This window comes from Methylobacterium sp. WL9, from assembly GCF_008040035.1.
In the GTDB taxonomy this organism is placed as follows: Bacteria; Pseudomonadota; Alphaproteobacteria; order Rhizobiales; family Beijerinckiaceae; genus Methylobacterium; species Methylobacterium thuringiense.
Map to the genome: position 1 here is coordinate 100,663 of NZ_VRVE01000005.1, position 17,327 is coordinate 117,989.

The window sequence follows — 17,327 nt, forward strand, 5'->3', positions numbered from 1 at the left end:
CACGGTCCTGACTCGGCCGGCTTTGGCCCGTGAGGCTTGGCCAATGCTCGTCAGGCGACGCAGGACGTGCCCTGCAAAGTGCGGGCCTTGTTTCGGGAGAGCCGTCGTCAGGCGACCGCCGGAGGCGGCTCGTCCGATGCCCGACCCGCTTCGACGAGAACATCGAAGGCCCGCCATGGCTTTGCGATGAAAACGGCCCGTTCGGGTATTTCGTCGCAGCGTTCCGGCGCGACACCGGAGGTGACCACGAGGCGCGCCTTGGGCCAGAGGGTCGCGACGGCATTTGCGAGCTGGATTCCGTCCATCTGACCAGCGAGGCGGATATCGGCGAAGACCAGAGCCACGTCTCCACCGCATCTGCGCAGCACTGCCAGGGCCTGTTCGGCGCTGTCGCAGCCGACGACCGACAACTCGGTCTCTTCGAGCAGTGCCTCAGCCAGATCGCGAACGTCCGGGTCGTCTTCGACCACGAGCGCCAGCCGCGCAGCCTTGCGGGGCACGTCGAGGTCGGTGTGCTTCACCCGGCGAACGAGTGCGGCAAGATGCTCGGGGACGCCTTCCGAGACGAGGGCGTCGTAAGCCGAGGCGAGGGCCTGTCCGATCTGGTCGAGAGGCATGCCCGGCAAGAGCGGATCGAACGTGCCACCCCGGCCGGCCTTCGCGCGCGATCCGTCGAGCGGTTCTGAATTCGGCTTTCGCACGCGATTCCCCAAACCACGCAGCTGCGACGCGCGCAACCACTTTGGTATGAATGTCGACAGCTGCTGGTCAGTTGCGTCGGCTTGGCCTTTTCGGGCGCGAAAAGCGTCCCGAAACTACTGGCTCGCCGCGTCGACATAGGCCATGACGCCGGCGACCGAGGTGACGTCGCGGTAGCGGTCGCCGCGGGTGCTCATCATCGCCTCGAACTTTTCGTGGACCTGCGCCACGGACAGGCTCGGCGCCTTCTTGGCACGGCGGCCGCGGCCGGAGGCGGCCCCGAAGAAGATCGAGCGGTTGGCGCGGGCCGGGCCGGGCAGCAGGGCGGCTGCGGCCGAGCCGGGCTTGTCGACGACCTTCGAGAGGAAGTTCTCCGCGTCGTTGGGGCCGAGGAAGTGGGCGAGGTAGACCTCGCCGAGGGAGAGATCGCGGCCGATGGTCTGGGAGATGCGGGCGGCGTCGCGCTTCAGCATCTCGCCGGCCATCAGCGCGGACAGGTAAGGATCGCGCCGCATTTCGAGGACGCGGACGCGATCGGCCGCATTGGTGATGACGGGACGGTCGTTACCGTCCGCCGTGATCAGCGCCGCTTCCTGAGCAAGCCCGTATTGCGGCCCGAAATCGCGTACCACACCCAGCCACGTACGTTCGATGAACTGGAACAGGCCCGTGGCCGAAGAGGTCTTGGCTTGAACGGCCGTGATGAAGCTCGACTCCTTGTCGGCCACCGCCATCAGCAGCACAGGATCTGTCTGTACGGCCTGGGCCGCCTTCACGATCGTCTGCACGATGTGCCGGCGGATCTTCATCGGGCCGAATTCGAGGATGTCGTTCGGGTCGCCGGTCGCGGTCTGCGAGAGCAGGAAGTCGTAGGAGACACGGTCGACGCTGTTGCCGCCGAGCTCGGTGTCGAGATCGTGGACCGCGGCGAAGCTCGATGCCGCCGTCAGGCTGATCTGCGGCTGGGGCGCCTCGGGCACCAGGGCTTGCACGCGGGGCTTCGGCATCGCGAGGTCGCTGACGACCTTGGTCGATGCCTCGGCGCGGCCGAGATCGGTGCCGGCATTGAGCAGAACGGCGCTGAGGCCGCCCGCGACCAGGGTCATCGAGAGGATCGAACGGACGAGCGCGGTACGGCTGCCGTGGTTGCGGCCGACTTCGTTGGACAGGGCGATGACGTCGTGCCGAGCGCCGGCGCCGAAGCGGCGGGCGGAGGTCGTGGTCTGCGAGCGGTTCGTGCGGCCCTGCATGTTCGGTCGCTTATCCCCTGAATCGCCGCTGTTCACGGCCTGTCGATGCCCCGAGTTTTTCTTGACCGGTGTGGCGACAACACGGCTGCGCTTGTGGCAGACCGAAGGCATTGCAGGCCAAATGCGGGGCTGCTGCCAGGGCGCGGCTACGCTTGAGGCGGGAGCACCGGGCGAAGCGTGGCAGTTTTCAGCCGATCGTTGCCGAACGGCCACGCTTTGTGACCGTTTTGAGAGCGTCTCCGCTCAGAGCCTGCGCAGGGCAACGCTCTCGATTCGGTGGCTCGCGCCCTTGGCGAGAATCAGGCTCGCGCGCTGGCGCGTCGGCAGGATGTTGTCGCGCAGGTTGGGCAGGTTGATCGTCGCCCAGAGGCCGTCGGCGATGTCGAGAGCTTCCGTCTCGCTCGCCTCGGCGTATTTCCGGAAATACGAGAGCGGATTGCGGAAGGCCGTCTGGCGCAGGCGCAGGAAGCGGTTGACGTACCAGCGGTGCAGGTCGTCCTCGTGGCCGTCGAGATAGATCGAGAAATCGAAGAAGTCGGAGACGAAGGGGATCGCGGTGCCGTCGCGGGGCAGGCGCGCCGGCTGCAGCACGTTCAGCCCCTCGACGATCAGGATGTCCGGCTGCTCGATCACCTGCTCCTCGCCCGGCACCACGTCGTAGACGAGGTGGGAATAGACCGGCGCGGCGACCCGCTTCTTGCCTGCCTTGATGTCGGTGAGGAAGCGCAGAAGGGCTGCCGTGTCGTAGCTCTCCGGAAAGCCTTTCCGCTCCATTGCCCCCATGCGCTTCAGCTCGGCATTGGGATGCAGGAAGCCGTCTGTGGTGATGAGGTCGACCTTGGGCGTATTCGGCCAACGTGCCAGCAGGGCCTTGAGCACCCGCGCCGTCGTCGACTTGCCCACCGCCACCGAGCCCGCGAGGCCGATGATGTAGGGTGCCTTGGCCTCGTGCTCGGCCATGAGAAAGCGCTGGGTCGCCTTGAACAGACCTTGCGTTGCCGCGACGTAGAGTGAGAGCAGGCGCGACAGAGGCAGATAGATCGCCACGACCTCCTCGATCGAGATCGGGTCGTTGATCGATTGCAGGCGGGCAACGTCCTCGACGTCGAGGGTCAGTGGGGTGTCGGCGCGCAGTTGAGCCCACTCGGCCCGCGTGAACAGCCGGTAGGGCGAGAGGCGGTCCGGGCCTTCGCCGGTCACCGGGTTCTGGCACTCGGCATCCGCGACGCCGATCGCAGGGATCGGCGCTCCGCTCACGTGTGCCTCCGCGAGGCCTTCTCGGCGATTCCGCTCTGCGCCGTGCGCCGCTCCAACTCCGCCATCACCTCATGGAGGGGAACGCCGCCGGCCTTGAGAAGCACGACGAGGTGATAGAGCACGTCTGCCGCTTCGCTCACGAGGCCGGATCGGTCGCCCTGGACGGCGGCGATCGCCGCCTCGACGGCTTCCTCTCCCAGTTTCTTTGCCGGTTTGGCTGGGCCACCCGATAGCAACTTGGCAGTATAGGAGCTGTTCGGCGGCGCGTCCGCGCGCGCATCGACCAGATCGGCGAGATCCTGGAGCGTAAAAGTGGTCATTCGGTCCGTCGAGCGGCGTGGTCGGTCAGGAGTGCCGGCTTCGGACCCTGATCTGGCGTGAGGTTTCCGGTCAAGGGAGCCACTTGGACGAAATTGCAGGGTCGGAGCTCAACGGTCGAGGCGCATGGCGAGGCCGGCGGCCGCCATGTGAGCCTTGGCTTCGCCGACGGTATGCTGGCCGAAATGGAAGATCGACGCTGCGAGCACCGCGCTCGCACCACCGTCCCGGACACCGGCGACGAGGTCGTCGAGGCCGCCGACGCCGCCGGATGCGATCACCGGCACGTTCACCGCATCGGTGATAGCGCGGGTCAGCGCGATGTCGTAGCCGGACCGCGTGCCGTCCTTGTCCATCGAGGTCACGAGGAGTTCGCCGGCGCCGCGCCTGGCGACGGTCTGCGCGAATTCGATCGCGTCGATGCCCGTAGGCGTGCGTCCGCCGTGGGTGAAAATCTCCCAGCGTGGCGCTTCTCCCGGGCCGGAAACGCGTTTGGCATCGATCGCCACGACGATGCATTGATCGCCGAACTTTTCCGCCGCAGCCGAGACGACGTCGGGGTTCTTTACGGCCGCCGTATTGATTCCGACCTTGTCGGCACCGGCGAGCAAGAGCGTCCGGACATCCGCGACGGTGCGCACTCCCCCGCCGACGGTGAGCGGCATGAAACAGGCCTCGGCGGTTCGGCTGACCACGTCGAGCAGCGTGCCGCGGTTCTCGTGGCTGGCGGCAATATCGAGGAAGCAGAGTTCGTCGGCGCCCGCCGCGTCGTAGACCTTCGCGGATTCCACCGGGTCGCCGGCATCGCGCAGTTCGAGGAATTGCACGCCCTTGACGACGCGGCCGTCCTTAACGTCGAGGCAGGGGATGATGCGGGTCTTGAGCAAGGCTGGTCGCTTCCGAATTCTGGCTCAGACAGCCCGGGCCCGTCTGATCGCCTCGAGCGCTTCACGTGGATCGATCCGGCCATCGTAGAGCGCCCTGCCGGTGATGGCGCCGGCGAGCATCGCGCAATCGGGCTGCAGGATGCGGTGGACGTCGTCGATCGAGGCGAGGCCGCCCGACGCGATCACCGGGATGGTCACGGCCTGGGCGAGCGCCAGCGTCATCTCGATGTTGAGACCCTTCAGGATGCCGTCGCGGGCGATGTCGGTGTAGATGATCGCGGCGACGCCGGCATCTTCGAAGCGGCGGCCGAGTTCCTCCGCCGTCATGCTGGAAGTCTGCGCCCAGCCTTCGACCGCCACGCGGCCGTCCTTGGCATCGATTCCAACTGCGATCTTGCCCGGATGACGCCGCGCGGCCTCATGCACGAAGGCGGGATCGCGCACGGCGGCCGTGCCGATGATGACGCGGCTCACGCCCTTCTCGATCCAACCCTCAAGTGTGCGCATCTCACGGATGCCGCCGCCGAGTTGGACCGGCACCGACACCCGCTGCAGGATCTCTTCGACGGCCGAGGCATTCTGCGGCGCACCAGCAAAGGCACCGTCGAGGTCGACGACGTGGATCCAGTCAAAACCCTGGGTCTCGAACTCCGCCGCTTGGGCTGCCGGATCGTCGTTGAACACCTTGGCCTGTGCCATGTCGCCCTGGACAAGGCGAACGCAACGTCCGTCCTTGAGGTCGATTGCCGGAAAGAGAATCACGAAACAGCTCGTCCATGGGTTGCGGAGGCGAAGTCATGCACTGTCGTGCGCGGGTTTTACGGACGCCACCGCAAAAAGTTTGCGATCAACGCCAGACCGAGCCGCTGGCTTTTTTCGGGATGGAATTGCGTGCCCGCGAGGTTGTCGCGCGCCACCATTGCCGTGATGGAGCCGCCGTAGTCGCTGTGCGCGACGACGTCGGCGTGGTCGAGCGGCTTCAGCGCATAGCTATGCACGAAATAGGCGTGGAGGCCGTCGTCGCCCGTTGGGATCCCGTCGAGCAGCGGCAGGTGGCGATCCACCGTCAGGGTGTTCCAGCCCATATGCGGAATCTTGAGCGACGGGTCGGTCGGCGCGATCGGGGCGACGTCGCCGGAGATCCAGTCGAGGCCGGGCGTCGTCTCGTATTCGAGGCCGCGCGTCGCCATCAGCTGCATGCCGACGCAGATACCGAGGAACGGCCGGCCGCGCTCGCGTACCGCCAGGGTCATCGCCTCGACCATGCCGGGCACGGCATCGAGCCCGCGTCGGCAATCGGCATAAGCTCCCACGCCCGGCAGCACGATGCGCTCGGCCTTCGCTACCTCTTCGGGCCTGTCCGTCACGAGAATACGGGTCCCGTCGAGGGCGGAATCGCGTGCGGCGCGCTCGAACGCTTTCGCCGCCGAGTGCAGGTTGCCGGAGCCGTAATCGATGATCGCAACGGTCAACGGCGTCACCGACTGCCTTCGCTGGCGGGAAACAGGCCGATGACGGAATCGTCGACCCGGCGGTTCGAGGCCGACACAACAGTCCGCGGAGCAGCCGATGGGTCGAGCCAGCGCGTCACCGCCTTGGCTTCGGCCTCGTCGCGCGACGCGGCGACAACCGCGTCGCGCGCCGGACGACCAGTCCTGGCATAGGACCAGCGGCGCAGGCTCGACGCTTCGAGGCCGATCAGCAGGGAGGCCAGCAGCGAAATCACGATGCCTGCGACTGGCGAGATGCCCAGCATTCGCCCTCCGACGGCCAGCCCGGCCAGCAGGACGAACACGAAGAGCGCCGCCAGCCAGAGGCGATGAAACAGGAACCACAGGACCGAAAACGCGAAGGCCTGCGGCGAGAAGCCGTCGGGTACGATCGCAGCTCCGTCGAGCGCGCGTCCATCGCCGCGAAGGGCGCCCTCGGGCAGGTGAATGGTGTAGGTCCGCAAACGCATGCTGATTCCCTACCGCTCTAGAGCGAGCCCTTGGTCGACGGCACCCGCCCGTCCTCGCGCGGATCGACTGCGACGGCCTGCCGCAAGGCCCGGGCCAGCCCCTTGAAGCAGCTCTCAGCAATGTGGTGGGCGTTGTCGCCGTAGAGCGTCTCGACATGCAGCGTGATGCCGGCATTCATCGCGAAGGCCTGGAACCACTCACGCACCAGCTCGGTGTCGAACTGCCCGATCTTCTCGACGCGAAAGTCCGTCTTGAACACCAGGAACGGCCGACCGGAGATATCGACGGCGATACGGGTCAACGCCTCGTCCATGGGAAGATGCAGATCCGCATAGCGCCGGATGCCGCGTTTGTCGGCCAGCGCCTTGGCGAAGGCCTGCCCGAGGGCGATGCCGGCATCCTCCGTCGTATGATGCTGGTCGACCTGCAGGTCGCCCGTGACCTTGACCTCGAGATCGAACAGTCCGTGCCGGGCAAAAAGCTCGAGCATGTGATCGAGGAAGCCGACGCCGGTGGCGATCGTCGCCTTGCCGGTTCCGTCAAGCGCGATCGAAACGCTGACGTCGGTTTCCGCCGTACGGCGACTGATGCTCGCGGCGCGCATCTCTGGTGGGGGCCTTGATCAAAAAGGGCCGCTCCAGCAGCCGGGGCTGCCTTTTAGAGCGGTTCCGGCCGCGGGGGGAAGGGTTCTGCGCGTCGAAGCCCCGCGAAAACGCAGAACCGCTTCAGCTTTCCGGGTCACGTAAACGTCACGCTCTCACGCGGTGGCTCGACTATGTTCCGGTCCGATCGCTTATCGCCCCGTTCGCGCAGGAGTCACCATGCCGTCCCGACGGACCGTCCTCGCCGGAGGTGCCGCCATGCTCGCCGCTCCGCGCCCCGGTGCCTCGGCCGCCGGTTCGACAGCTTTGCGCTTCGGCGTCGTCGCCGACCCGCAATATGCGGATGCCGACCCACATCTCGGCCTTCAGCGCTATTATCGGAACAGCCTCGGCAAGCTGCGCGAGGCGGTCGCGGCGTTCAATGCCGAGGACCTCGATTTCGTCGTGACGCTCGGCGACGTCATCGATCGGCGCGCGGAGAGCTATGATGCGATCCTGCCGGTCTACGCGATGTTGCGGCATCGGCATGTCGTCCTGCTGGGCAACCACGACTACTCGCTCGCGCCGGAAGACCTGACGGCTCAGCCGGGCCTGCTCGGCCTCGCGAAAACCCATTACGACTATACGGTCGGCGGTATCCGCTTCGTCGTCCTCGACGGCAACGACGTCTCACTGTTCGCGCCACCGCCGGGCGACTTACGCTGGCAAATCGCAACCGATCGCCTTGGCCGGCTGGCCGCTCAGGGCGCGGATAACGCAAAACCGTGGAACGGCTCACTGAGCGACGCGCAGTTCACCTGGTTCGGCAGCGTGCTCGACGATGCACGGGCGAAGCGCCAACGGGTGATCGTGCTCAACCACTACCCGGTCTTCCCGGCGAACCCGCACAATATGTGGGATGCTGGCCGGATCGTCGAACTTCTCGCGAGTCAGCCGCACGTCGTCGCGTACTTTTGCGGGCACAATCATGCCGGTAACTACGCCGAGACCGCAGGCATCCACTACGTGAACTTTCACGGCATGGTCGATACGCCTGCGGAAAACGCCTACGCGATCGTCGAGATCGCTGGGGACCATCTCGACATCCGCGGCTTCGGCCGCGAGCCGAGCCGCGCGCTGCGCTTGCGGAGCGCTTAAGCCTTCAGCACCCGTCCCGCCACGGCGTCGAGCTTGGCAATCAAGTCCGGGTCGCGGTGGCTCTCGGCGGTCATGATGGCGCCGTCGAGGGCGCGGTGCGAACCGGCCGGGCAGTCTTCGCGCTCCGACGGGAAGTCGCGGGCGAGACGTGCGACGAGGCGCGCGGCCCGGTCGGCATTGGCGCGGGCGACGGCGACGACCGAGGCGACATCCACGTCATCGTGGTTCGGGTGCCAGCAATCGAAGTCGGTGACCATGGCGATGGTGGCGAACGTGATCTCGGCTTCGCGCGCCAGCTTCGCCTCGGGCAGGTTGGTCATGCCGATGACGTCGTAGCCGGCCGCCTTGTAGGTTTTCGATTCGGCGAGCGAGGAGAATTGCGGCCCTTCCATGCAGACGTAGGTGCCGCCCTTGTGGACCGTGATCTCTTCGGCCGCAGCAGCGTCGACGATACGCTTCTGCAGGTTCGGGCCGACTGGATGGGCGAAAGGCACATGCGCCACGCAGCCGTTGCCGAAGAACGACGAGGCCCGGCCATGCGTGCGGTCGACGAACTGGTCGACGAGCACGAAGAGGCCCGGATGCAGCTCGTTGCGAAACGAGCCGCAGGCGGAGATCGCGACGATGTCGGTCACGCCAGCGCGCTTCAGCACGTCGATGTTGGCGCGGTAGTTGATGCCGGACGGCGAGAGCCGGTGGCCGCGCCCGTGGCGGGCCAGGAAAACCACCTTGGTCTGGCCGATCCGTCCGATACGGACGGCATCGGACGGCTCGCCCCAGGGCGAGGCGATCGCCTCCTCGCGAATATCCTCAAGACCCGGCAGGTCGTAGACGCCCGAGCCGCCGATCACGCCGAGAACCGCTGCGGTCATGGCCAATCCCTATTCACTTCGTCGCTATGCGTCGGCGTATTGCCGCCCCGAGCGGTTCCGCGCAAGCAAACGGGCCCGCGCGGGGCCCGTCTGTCGATCGCTGAAAGCCAGGAATACCGGGTTCAGAACGTCTTGTGCAGTTCCGGCTGCAGGCCGTGGACCTCGCCGCCGAGCGGCTTCCAGATCTGCTTCTTCACGTAATAGAGCAGGCCCGAGAGCAGGATCAGGAACAGGATCACCTGGAAGCCCAGCGCCTTGCGGGCCATCATGTGCGGCTCGGCCGCCCAGGCCATGAAGGCCGCGACGTCCTTGGCGTACTGGTCCGTCGTCTCCGGCACGACCGGCTCGCCCTTGTCGTTCTTCGGGTAGGTCACGGCGCCGTCGCTGATCGGCGGCGGCATCGCGATCACCTGACCCTGCGGGTAGTACTTGTTGTAGTAGACCCCGTCCGGGACTTCCTTGCCTTCCGGCGCGTCGCCGTAGCCGTTCAGCAACGCGTGGATATAGTCGACGCCCTGCTCCGAATAACCGGTCAGCGGCAGCGCATCGAACACGAAGGCCGGGAAGCCGCGCTCGTAGGTGCGGGCCTTGGCGAGCACCGAGAAGTCCGGCGGTGCCTTGCCGCCGTGGGCAGCAGCTGCCGCCTTCTCGTTCGGATACATCGGCGGGAAGCCATCGGCGGCGCGGCCGGGACGGTCGACGACCTCGCCTTTGTCGTTCTCTTCCTTGACCTGATAGGTCTCGGCGAGCGCTTTGACCTGCGCGGCGCTGAAGCCGGGGCCGCCCTCCTCCGCGAGGTTACGGAAGCGGACGAGCTTCATCGAATGGCAGTTCGAGCAGACTTCCTTGTAGACTTGGAAGCCGCGCTGAAGCTGCGCCTCGTCGAACTTGCCGAACACGCCGGCGAAGCTCCACTTCTGGCGCGGCGGGTTGGGCGCGTGCTCCTCGGCAGAGGCTTGGCCGATGCCGAGGATGGCGATCAGGCCCGCTGCAAGTGTGCTCGGGTAACGCATCATCTCGTGTCCCCGCCGCTCAGCTACGCTTGACCGCATCGGGCATGGCCCAATCCGGGATGCCCTTATCAGGATCCTGCGGCTGGCCGCCCTGGCGCCCGTCCCAACCCTGCTGCCCCGGTCCGGTGACGGTCTCGAGGATCGAGCCCGGCAGCGCCTTCGGCGTTTCGAACAGGCCGCAGAGCGGCATCACGAGCAGGAAGTGGGCGAAGTAGTAGACCGTGCAGATCCGGCCGACGATGACGTAGCCACCCTCCGGCGGCTTGGCACCGAGCCAGCCGAGCAGGATCGCGTTCACGACGAACACCCAGAAGAACACCTTGTAGACCGGGCGGTAGTTCGTCGAACGGACCCGCGAGGTGTCGAGCCAGGGCGCGAAGGCGAGGATGATCACCGCGCCGAACATCAGGATCACGCCGCCGAGCTTGTCCGGTACCGCGCGCAGGATCGCGTAGAATGGCAGGAAGTACCATTCGGGCACGATGTGCGCCGGGGTCACCGAGGCGTTGGCCGGCACGTAGTTGTCGGCGTGGCCGAGATAGTTCGGCTGGTAGAAGACGAACCACGCGAAGATGATCATGAACGCGACCGTCGCGAACGCGTCCTTCACGGTAGCGTAGGGCGTGAACGGAACCGCATCCTTGCTCGACTTGATCGGGATGCCGGCCGGGTTGTTCTGACCCGTGACGTGCAGCGCCCAGACATGCAGCAAGACGACGCCGGCGATCATCCAGGGCAGCAGGTAGTGCAGCGAGAAGAAGCGGTTGATCGTCGGATTACCCACCGAGTAGCCGCCCCAGAGCAGGCTCTGGATCGAGTCGCCGACGATCGGGATCGCGGCGAGGATGTTGGTGATGACGGTGGCGCCCCAGAAGCTCATCTGGCCCCACGGCAGGGTGTAGCCGAGGAAGGCGGTGGCCATCATCAGCAGGTAGATGATGACGCCGAGCAGGTAGAGCACCTCCCGCGGGGCCTTGTAGGACCCATAATAGAGCGCCCGGAAGATGTGGACGTAGACCGCCAGGAAGAACATCGAGGCGCCGTTGGCGTGCATGTAGCGTAGCAGCCAGCCGTAGTTCACGTCGCGCATGATGTGCTCGACGCTCTCGAAGGCCGCTCCGGCCGACGGCTCGTAATGCATCGCCAGCCAGACGCCGGTCACGATCTGGATGCCGAGGAAGGCCGACAGGATCGCGCCGAAGGTCCAGAAGTAGTTGAGGTTTCGCGGAACCGGGTAGGCGATGAAGGAGGAGTGAACCAAGCCGACGAGCGGCAGGCGCGACTCGAACCACTTCGCGATGCGGCTCTTGGGAACGTAGATCGAGGTGGCGTGCGCGCTCATGAGGTGACCCGCTCAGCTCCGCTTATCATGTCCGCGTATTGTCGGTTCAGGCCGCGGCCTTGCCGCCCTCTTCGCCGATCCGGACCTTGGTGTCGGAGGCGAAGGTGTAGGGTGGGATCGGCAGGTTGATCGGCGCCGGGCCGCGGCGGACGCGGCCGACTGCATCGAACTGCGAGCCGTGGCAGGGGCAAGCCCAACCCTCGAAGTTGCCCTGGTGGCCGATCGGCACGCAGCCGAGATGGGTGCAGTTGCCGTAGACTACGAGCCACTGGTCGTGGCCCGACTTCACGCGGGCGTCGAAGGGGGCCGGATCGGAGAGCTCCGAGACCGGGATCGCCTTCATGTCCTTGACCTCTTTCTCCGTCAGCTTGCGGACGAAGATCAACTTGCCCCGCCAGAACACGTTGACGATCTGGCCGTCCGTGATCGGGGCGAGATCGACGTCGAGGGGCGCGCCGGCCGCGATCGTCGCCGCGTCGGGCCGCATCGACGAGACGAAGGGCCAAGCAGCGAAGGCGCCCCCCACGGCGACGGCCGCACCGGTCGCGAGAAACAGGAAGTCGCGACGGCTGCCATCCTGATCCTGCGCGCCTGCAGTGGTGGCCGAGGTGTTCGCCAAGACTCGTACTCCGAACGGAGAAGCGCAAACGTCTCGCCGAGAAGCACTCCGGTCTTCTGCCGGATCAGCGCCTTGCGAGCTTTGCGCGGGAGATCAGCCTAACGTGACGGCAGACACCATCGCGTCGCTGCGGACAATGCGACCAGGGGTCACCCGACCACATTCCCATAGCCGCGCTCTGTGACATGTCAGATGCGAACGTGTCTAGACTGTCGAGGCTAAGCGACATGCAGTTTGCTGCATGTTCGGCAGTGGCCTCCGCTCACGCCTCCGCCAGAACCAGCGCACGGGGCGGCGGCAGGTTCGCCCGCAGTTCGCGGCTGACGGCCGACGAGGCCGCGACCGTGCCGAGATTGGCGTAGGTCTCGTGGTTCTTCTCGATCGCGGAGAGGTCGTAGAGATAGTTCACCATCAGGCCGTAGGACTGTCCGACCCCCTTCGGCGAGGTGTCGCCGAGAAAATTCATGCGCTCCAGCCGCGCGCCGTTGCCAAGATGGAAGCGCGCCACCGGGTCGGCCGGGCGCCCCTTGGCATTTTTGGCGCGCAGGAAATAGGCCGCCGCCGCGGGCAGCATCGCTCGCCGCACAGCCTCGGTCTTCGCCTTGTCGCCCTGCCAATCGTCTGAATCGAGCAGGCGCAGGGTCTCGACATCCTCTGGGGTCAGCCCCTGCGGAGCATCCGAGCCGCGCTCGCGGTCGAGCCAGCTCCGGAAACCCGGAACCGGCGAGAGCGTGACGAAGGTCTTCAGCGTCGGGATCTCGCGGGCGAGGTCCTCGACCACCTGCTTGATCAGGAAGTTGCCGAAGGTGACGCCTGCAAGCCCAGGCTGGCAGTTCGAGATCGAATAGAAGATCGCAGTCGTCGCCGACCGCATCGGCAGCGGCTCGCGCTCGTCCGCTAGAATCGGCCCGATGGACGAGGCGATCCCGGAGGTCAGCGCCACCTCGACGAAGATCAGCGGCTCGTCGAGCAGCGCCGGATGGAAGAATGCGTAGCAGCGCCGGTCTTGCGGCTCGATCCTGCGGCGCAGGTCGTCCCAGTCCTCGATCTCGTGCACGGCCTCGTAGCGGATGATCTTTTCGAGGATGTCGGCCGGCGAACTCCAGCCGATATGCCGCAGCACCAGAAAACCGCGGTTGAACCACGACATGAACAGGTGCTCGAAATCACTGTCGAGGCTGCCGGCGGCATCGATCAGGTCGGGATCGGCACCTTCCTGCTTCAGGCGCTTGCGGAGCACGAACAAGTCTTGCCGCATGCGTACGAGCGCCAACGTACCGCCGCGCGCGAGATTGAGCCGTCGGATCAGCTCCTGAGCACGCGGCTCGGCCGACTCGTGCAACTGGCCGAGTTGAGCGCGGGTCGGGTTGGCCCTGTAGGCGGCGATGGCTTCATCGACCGCATCATGATCGGCATCGAATTCTGCTGCGACGAGCCTGAGGAAGGCGAGCCGCTCTTCCTGCGGCAGAGCTGCGTAGCGTTCGAGGATCAGGCGGGCGAGGGCGACGCCCGAGGCCTCGCCGCGCCGGGAGATCAGATCTTCGCAGAGTCGCAGCAGGTCGGCCGCGCTATCGGCGCGACCGAGTTCGCTACGTCCGAAATTGATCAGATCGCGTCCGCGATCGCCGATCGTCTGCAGGAGGTCGCCGAGAAATGAGATCGCCGCCATGGAACGCTATCCGACTCTCCGGCCCCGATCGCCAATCCGGGGAGCGGTAACAGCCTCCCCGCTCAGCTTGAGATTTTAGGGCCGTGGGCCGGTTTCGGCCAGCACGGACACCGCGTCGCTGCCATTCCCGAACGGGTCAGCCCCGTCTGCCGGCGGATGAGGTCGCGATGTCGGCCGTGTCCGCCCGCTCGCGCCAATCGACCAGGCCATGCTGGCGGGCGAACCGGATTTCTGCGGCACGCAACGCCCGCTCCGGATCCCGCGCCTTCGCGATCTCGACGGAACCGACAGTGAACGGAACGCCGAGTATCTCCTTGGCGAAGTGGATGAGGTAGTTTGACACGCACGACTCCATTCCTGCGAGCATTCGCTTGATGCGGTAGGACCCCCTGCGACGCAGGCTCGAACGACGCTGGCGCGGACGGATCCTTTTTCTCCGCAGCTGACTGGATATGGGGACGAACGAGCGATTCGACAAAGCTTTCTGCGAAGGGGCTTCTTCCGCAAACGTAACATCGATTGACCGCTCGAGGGGCAGGCGAGCGGACGCTTCCGGGTTGCAGCTTTTCGACGAGCCCGGTAGCCGAGCGGGGATGTCCAGCCTCGCCGCCACCCATCACGCCATTTCACAGCCCCAACCGACCCGTGCGATGGCGGTCACGTGAGCCGTACACCGCGCGACGACACGTATGGCTTCACGGTAAGGACGAGGCTCGGTCTCACCCTGATCGCCGGGGGCGCCGTCGCGAACATCTACTACAATCAGCCGCTGCTGGCGCTTCTGGTGGCCGAATTCGGTGATCGAGCCGCCCTCGTGGTGCCAACGGCGAGTCTCGTCGGCTACGGCCTCGGCATCCTCGGGCTGGTGCCGCTGGGCGACGCCCTACCGCGCCGCAGCCTGATCATCGGTCAGTTGCTCGGACTTGCTGTGGCGCTCGTTGTCGCGGCTCTCAGTGCGAATCTAGCCGTGCTCGGGTCGGCGAGCCTTGCGATCGGCATCCTTGCCTCCGCCGCGCAACAGGCCGTGCCCTTTGCCGCCGAACTCGCGCCGGATGCCACTCGCGGGCGCATGGTCGGCCAGGTCATGACCGGGCTGTTCTGCGGCATCCTGCTGGCTCGGACCGCCAGCGGCTTCGTCGGCGCGCATTTCGGATGGCGATCCGTCTTCGCTGCGGCGGCGATGGTGGCCGTCCTCATGGCCGGCATTGCGGCCGTGACCCTGCCCCACACTGCACCGAAGCGGCTTCGCTACCGAGCCCTGATGACGTCGCTTCTCCACCTCCTGCGCTCGCAGCCGGTGCTGCAGAACTCCAGCCTGTCGCCGGGGCTGCTCTTCGCGAGCTTCAACGCCTTTTGGGCAACCCTGGCATTGCTCGTCGAGGCGCCACCCTTCGATCTTTCCCCGGCGGGCGCGGGCCTATTCGGCGTCATCGGCGTGGCCGGTGCGATCATCGCGCCGCTCTCCGGCCGCTACAGCGATCGTCGCAGCGCGCGTCCGGTCGTCATCGCCGGAAGCCTCTGCGTCATCGCGGCTTTCGCGGTGTTGGCCGTCGGCGGATCGTGGTCGCTAGCCGCCATCGTCGTCGGCGTGCTGTTGATCGATCTCGGGATCAACGCCGCGCTGATCGCCAACCAGACCCGTGCCTACGCCCTCGTCGCCGGAGCGCGGGGACGCATCAACACCGTGCTGTTCACGTCGGTTTTCGTTGGTGGTGCCTTCGGGGCCTTTACCGGCACGCGCGCCTTCATGATGGCCGGCTGGTCGGGCGTCTGCCTGGTCGGCGGCGCTTTTGCCGTCGGTGCCCTCGCTGTGTCCTGGTTCGGAGGCCGGGCCAGAGCATGATGCGGGAAAGCGGATTCCGGTTTCCCGAAAACGTCATGCGACAGCAAAGATTTAGACCGATTTGAGCACCCGCGAGAGCCGGCACCAAGCCCCTTTATCGGGCGGCAGGCCGAAGCGGAGTTGGGATGGCGCCTCCGGAAACCGGCGGACATAGATCCCCGCCTCCCCGAGGAGACGGAACATCGATAGACCGTCCCGGAAGGTCGCGGTCCGAAAAAGGACCGTACCGCCAACGATTTGGCCGCCGCCGCGAACGATCATCCGGTCGAGCCGCGCCGCATCCTTCGCCCGCGCCGTCGCAGTTTCCTGCCGCCAGGCCGCATCCGGGAGCGCAACGAGCCCGGCTGCGATCGCCGGCCCCGACACGGCCCAGGGGCCGAGGGCGGTTTCGATGCGTTGGGCGAGGATCGGTTCGGCCAACGCGAAGCCGAGGCGGAGGCCGGCGAGCCCGTAGCTCTTGCCGAAGGAACGCAGACGCACTGCTCCCGCACCGAGGTCGGTTCCCACCGAGCCGTCGGCTTCGAGGTCGGCGAAAGCCTCGTCGGCGACGAGGAGGCCGCCCTTGCTCGATAGCGTTCGAGATAGCTGCCGGAGAGCGTCGGGGGCATGAATCCGGCCGTCCGGATTGTTCGGGTTGACCGCGACGACGACGTCCAAACGGTCGGCCGACGGCAGCTCCGACACCGTTTCGACGGCATGGCCCGATCGCCGCCAAGCCATTGCATGTTCAGCATAAGTCGGCCCGACGACGGCCACGCGGGATGCGGGCCGGAGCCGCGGGATCGTCTCGATCAGGATCTGTGATCCGGGAGCGGTGGCGACGTGGTTCGAGTCCGGTGCGCCGTAGGCTTTCGCGGCGGCAAGCTTGAGCGTGAGGAGGTCGGCGGCCGAGGGGAGGCGCTGGAGGGTGCTGGCTTCGAAGGGCGGCAGCGGATAGGGGACCGGGTTGATCCCGGTGGACAGGTCGAGCCAGGGCTCCGGCGCGTTCGGAAACTGCCTCCGAGCGGCGTCGAGATCGCCGCCGTGGAAGACCGGGAGCGTGCCGCCCTCCGCTAGAGCCTCCGCCTCGTTTGCGGAAAACGCAGACACATCAATGCCTTGGACCAGCCTGACCCACCCGCCCGACGCGCTCGCGATCCTGTGCCTCGCGCTGGCGATCGAGGCGGCGGCCGGCTATCCGGATCGCCTCTACAGGGCGTTCGGCCACCCTGTCACCTGGATCGGCCGGCTGATCGCGGCCCTCGAAGCCGGGTTCAACCGCGGTGGCGAGGCCCGGCGCCGGGTATCCGGCATCGTGGCGTTGGTGATGCTCATCGCCATTTCCGGATCGACGGCGATCGTCCTGACGATGCTCGCCGCCTATGCCGGCCGAGCAGGATCACTCGTACTCGTAGCCCTGCTTGCTGCCAGCCTTCCGGCGCAGCGCAGCCTGTATAGCCACGTCGCATGCGTGGCGCACGACCTGGCCAATGACGGGTTAGCCGCTGGCCAGCATGCGGTATCCATGATCGTCGGCCGCAACACGGAGACGTTGGACGAAGCCGGCATCTGCCGCGCGGCGATCGAAAGCCTGTCCGAAAACTTTTCGGATGGAATCGTCGCGCCGGCCGTCTGGCTCGGTGTCGGCGGATTGCCGGGCGGCGTGCTCTACAAGGCTATCAATACCGCCGACAGCATGATCGGCCACCGTACCCCGCGGCATGAGGCCTTCGGCTGGGCCTCCGCCCGGCTCGACGACCTCGTGAACCTGCCGGCTTCCCGGCTGACGGCCCTGCTGCTGATCGCCGCCGCCGCGATCCACCGCGACGCCTCGGCCGGCGGGGCGTGGCGGGCCGTGCGGCGCGATGCGCGCCGGCAC

19 protein-coding genes are annotated in these 17,327 nt (G+C 66.6%); 3 read left to right on the forward strand and 16 right to left on the reverse strand.

Annotation, left to right across the window (positions count from 1 at the left end; all coding sequences use genetic code 11):
* Nucleotides 1-107 precede the first annotated feature (107 nt).
* The 9 genes from FV217_RS03735 to hisB form a co-directional block, all read right to left on the reverse strand.
* Nucleotides 108-617 (reverse strand): response regulator, encoded by a 510-nt coding sequence (locus tag FV217_RS03735; RefSeq protein ID WP_147814426.1) that lies wholly within the window; start codon nt 615-617, stop codon nt 108-110.
* A gap of 198 nt (nt 618-815) precedes the next feature.
* Nucleotides 816-1,949: a transglycosylase SLT domain-containing protein gene (locus FV217_RS03740; protein ID WP_147814428.1), complete on the reverse strand. Its 1,134-nt coding sequence runs from the start codon at nt 1,947-1,949 to the stop codon at nt 816-818.
* 243 nt (nt 1,950-2,192) lie between these two features.
* Entirely contained in the window at nt 2,193-3,206 is a 1,014-nt protein-coding gene (gene coaA / locus FV217_RS03745) for a type I pantothenate kinase (RefSeq protein WP_147814430.1), read from the reverse strand.
* Complete coding sequence (locus FV217_RS03750; RefSeq protein WP_147814432.1) at nt 3,203-3,526, reverse strand: phosphoribosyl-ATP diphosphatase; 324 nt, start codon at nt 3,524-3,526, stop codon at nt 3,203-3,205. Before FV217_RS03750 ends, coaA begins: the two co-directional genes overlap by 4 nt.
* A gap of 108 nt (nt 3,527-3,634) precedes the next feature.
* The gene (gene hisF / locus FV217_RS03755; RefSeq protein WP_147814434.1) at nt 3,635-4,411 is read right to left on the reverse strand and encodes an imidazole glycerol phosphate synthase subunit HisF; all 777 of its coding nucleotides are present in this window, start codon (nt 4,409-4,411) and stop codon (nt 3,635-3,637) included.
* Nucleotides 4,412-4,435: 24 nt separating this feature from the next.
* On the reverse strand, nt 4,436-5,173 hold the full coding sequence (gene hisA, locus FV217_RS03760) for a 1-(5-phosphoribosyl)-5-[(5-phosphoribosylamino)methylideneamino]imidazole-4-carboxamide isomerase (RefSeq protein WP_147814436.1): 738 nt from the start codon (nt 5,171-5,173) through the stop codon (nt 4,436-4,438).
* A gap of 56 nt (nt 5,174-5,229) precedes the next feature.
* On the reverse strand, nt 5,230-5,892 hold the full coding sequence (hisH, locus tag FV217_RS03765) for an imidazole glycerol phosphate synthase subunit HisH (RefSeq protein ID WP_147814438.1): 663 nt from the start codon (nt 5,890-5,892) through the stop codon (nt 5,230-5,232).
* The gene (locus tag FV217_RS03770) at nt 5,889-6,365 is read right to left on the reverse strand and encodes a DUF2628 domain-containing protein (protein WP_147814480.1); all 477 of its coding nucleotides are present in this window, start codon (nt 6,363-6,365) and stop codon (nt 5,889-5,891) included. Before FV217_RS03770 ends, hisH begins: the two co-directional genes overlap by 4 nt.
* A gap of 23 nt (nt 6,366-6,388) precedes the next feature.
* Nucleotides 6,389-6,976 carry an imidazoleglycerol-phosphate dehydratase HisB gene (gene hisB, locus FV217_RS03775; protein ID WP_147814440.1) on the reverse strand — a complete coding sequence of 196 codons (588 nt, stop codon included), beginning with the start codon at nt 6,974-6,976 and terminating at the stop codon, nt 6,389-6,391.
* A gap of 217 nt (nt 6,977-7,193) precedes the next feature.
* Between hisB and FV217_RS03780 the strand changes: the two genes are divergently transcribed.
* Nucleotides 7,194-8,111 carry a metallophosphoesterase gene (locus FV217_RS03780; RefSeq protein ID WP_147814442.1) on the forward strand — a complete coding sequence of 306 codons (918 nt, stop codon included), beginning with the start codon at nt 7,194-7,196 and terminating at the stop codon, nt 8,109-8,111.
* Here FV217_RS03780 and FV217_RS03785 read toward each other — a convergent pair.
* The 6 genes from FV217_RS03785 to FV217_RS03810 form a co-directional block, all read right to left on the reverse strand.
* Nucleotides 8,108-8,983, reverse strand: coding sequence for an S-methyl-5'-thioadenosine phosphorylase (locus FV217_RS03785; RefSeq protein ID WP_147814445.1), 876 nt, complete (start codon nt 8,981-8,983; stop codon nt 8,108-8,110). The two genes, FV217_RS03780 and FV217_RS03785, sit on opposite strands and share 4 nt — an antisense overlap.
* 122 nt (nt 8,984-9,105) lie before the next feature.
* Nucleotides 9,106-9,999, reverse strand: coding sequence for a cytochrome c1 (locus FV217_RS03790; protein ID WP_147814447.1), 894 nt, complete (start codon nt 9,997-9,999; stop codon nt 9,106-9,108).
* Between the two features lie 16 nt (nt 10,000-10,015).
* On the reverse strand, nt 10,016-11,338 hold the full coding sequence (locus FV217_RS03795; protein WP_246682711.1) for a cytochrome b N-terminal domain-containing protein: 1,323 nt from the start codon (nt 11,336-11,338) through the stop codon (nt 10,016-10,018).
* A gap of 46 nt (nt 11,339-11,384) precedes the next feature.
* Nucleotides 11,385-11,957, reverse strand: a complete 573-nt coding sequence (gene petA / locus FV217_RS03800) for a ubiquinol-cytochrome c reductase iron-sulfur subunit (protein ID WP_147814449.1) — start codon at nt 11,955-11,957, stop codon at nt 11,385-11,387.
* Between the two features lie 262 nt (nt 11,958-12,219).
* Entirely contained in the window at nt 12,220-13,626 is a 1,407-nt protein-coding gene (locus FV217_RS03805; RefSeq protein WP_147814450.1) for a malonyl-CoA decarboxylase, read from the reverse strand.
* A gap of 136 nt (nt 13,627-13,762) precedes the next feature.
* Nucleotides 13,763-13,969 (reverse strand): hypothetical protein, encoded by a 207-nt coding sequence (locus FV217_RS03810; RefSeq protein ID WP_147814452.1) that lies wholly within the window; start codon nt 13,967-13,969, stop codon nt 13,763-13,765.
* 318 nt (nt 13,970-14,287) lie between these two features.
* Here FV217_RS03810 and FV217_RS03815 point away from each other — a divergent pair, with 318 nt between their 5' ends.
* Nucleotides 14,288-15,469, forward strand: a complete 1,182-nt coding sequence (locus FV217_RS03815) for an MFS transporter (protein ID WP_147814454.1) — start codon at nt 14,288-14,290, stop codon at nt 15,467-15,469.
* Between the two features lie 51 nt (nt 15,470-15,520).
* Here FV217_RS03815 and cobD read toward each other — a convergent pair whose 3' ends face one another.
* Entirely contained in the window at nt 15,521-16,558 is a 1,038-nt protein-coding gene (gene cobD / locus FV217_RS03820) for a threonine-phosphate decarboxylase CobD (RefSeq protein WP_147814456.1), read from the reverse strand.
* Nucleotides 16,559-16,562: 4 nt separating this feature from the next.
* Between cobD and FV217_RS03825 the strand changes: the two genes are divergently transcribed.
* A partial coding sequence (locus FV217_RS03825) for a CobD/CbiB family cobalamin biosynthesis protein (protein WP_147814458.1) occupies nt 16,563-17,327 on the forward strand: 765 nt, incomplete at its 3' end.

Bases quoted from the DNA above. Each gene is read 5' to 3' on its own strand.
- FV217_RS03735 (WP_147814426.1), bottom strand. From the start codon at position 617: ATGCCTCTCGACCAGATCGGACAGGCCCTCGCCTCGGCTTACGACGCC.
- FV217_RS03740 (WP_147814428.1), bottom strand. From the start codon at position 1,949: ATGCAGGGCCGCACGAACCGCTCGCAGACCACGACCTCCGCCCGCCGC.
- FV217_RS03750 (WP_147814432.1), bottom strand. From the start codon at position 3,526: ATGACCACTTTTACGCTCCAGGATCTCGCCGATCTGGTCGATGCGCGC.
- hisB (WP_147814440.1), bottom strand. From the start codon at position 6,976: ATGCGCGCCGCGAGCATCAGTCGCCGTACGGCGGAAACCGACGTCAGC.
- FV217_RS03780 (WP_147814442.1), top strand. From the start codon at position 7,194: ATGCCGTCCCGACGGACCGTCCTCGCCGGAGGTGCCGCCATGCTCGCC.
- FV217_RS03785 (WP_147814445.1), bottom strand. From the start codon at position 8,983: ATGACCGCAGCGGTTCTCGGCGTGATCGGCGGCTCGGGCGTCTACGAC.
- FV217_RS03790 (WP_147814447.1), bottom strand. From the start codon at position 9,999: ATGATGCGTTACCCGAGCACACTTGCAGCGGGCCTGATCGCCATCCTC.
- FV217_RS03795 (WP_246682711.1), bottom strand. From the start codon at position 11,338: ATGAGCGCGCACGCCACCTCGATCTACGTTCCCAAGAGCCGCATCGCG.
- FV217_RS03805 (WP_147814450.1), bottom strand. From the start codon at position 13,626: ATGGCGGCGATCTCATTTCTCGGCGACCTCCTGCAGACGATCGGCGAT.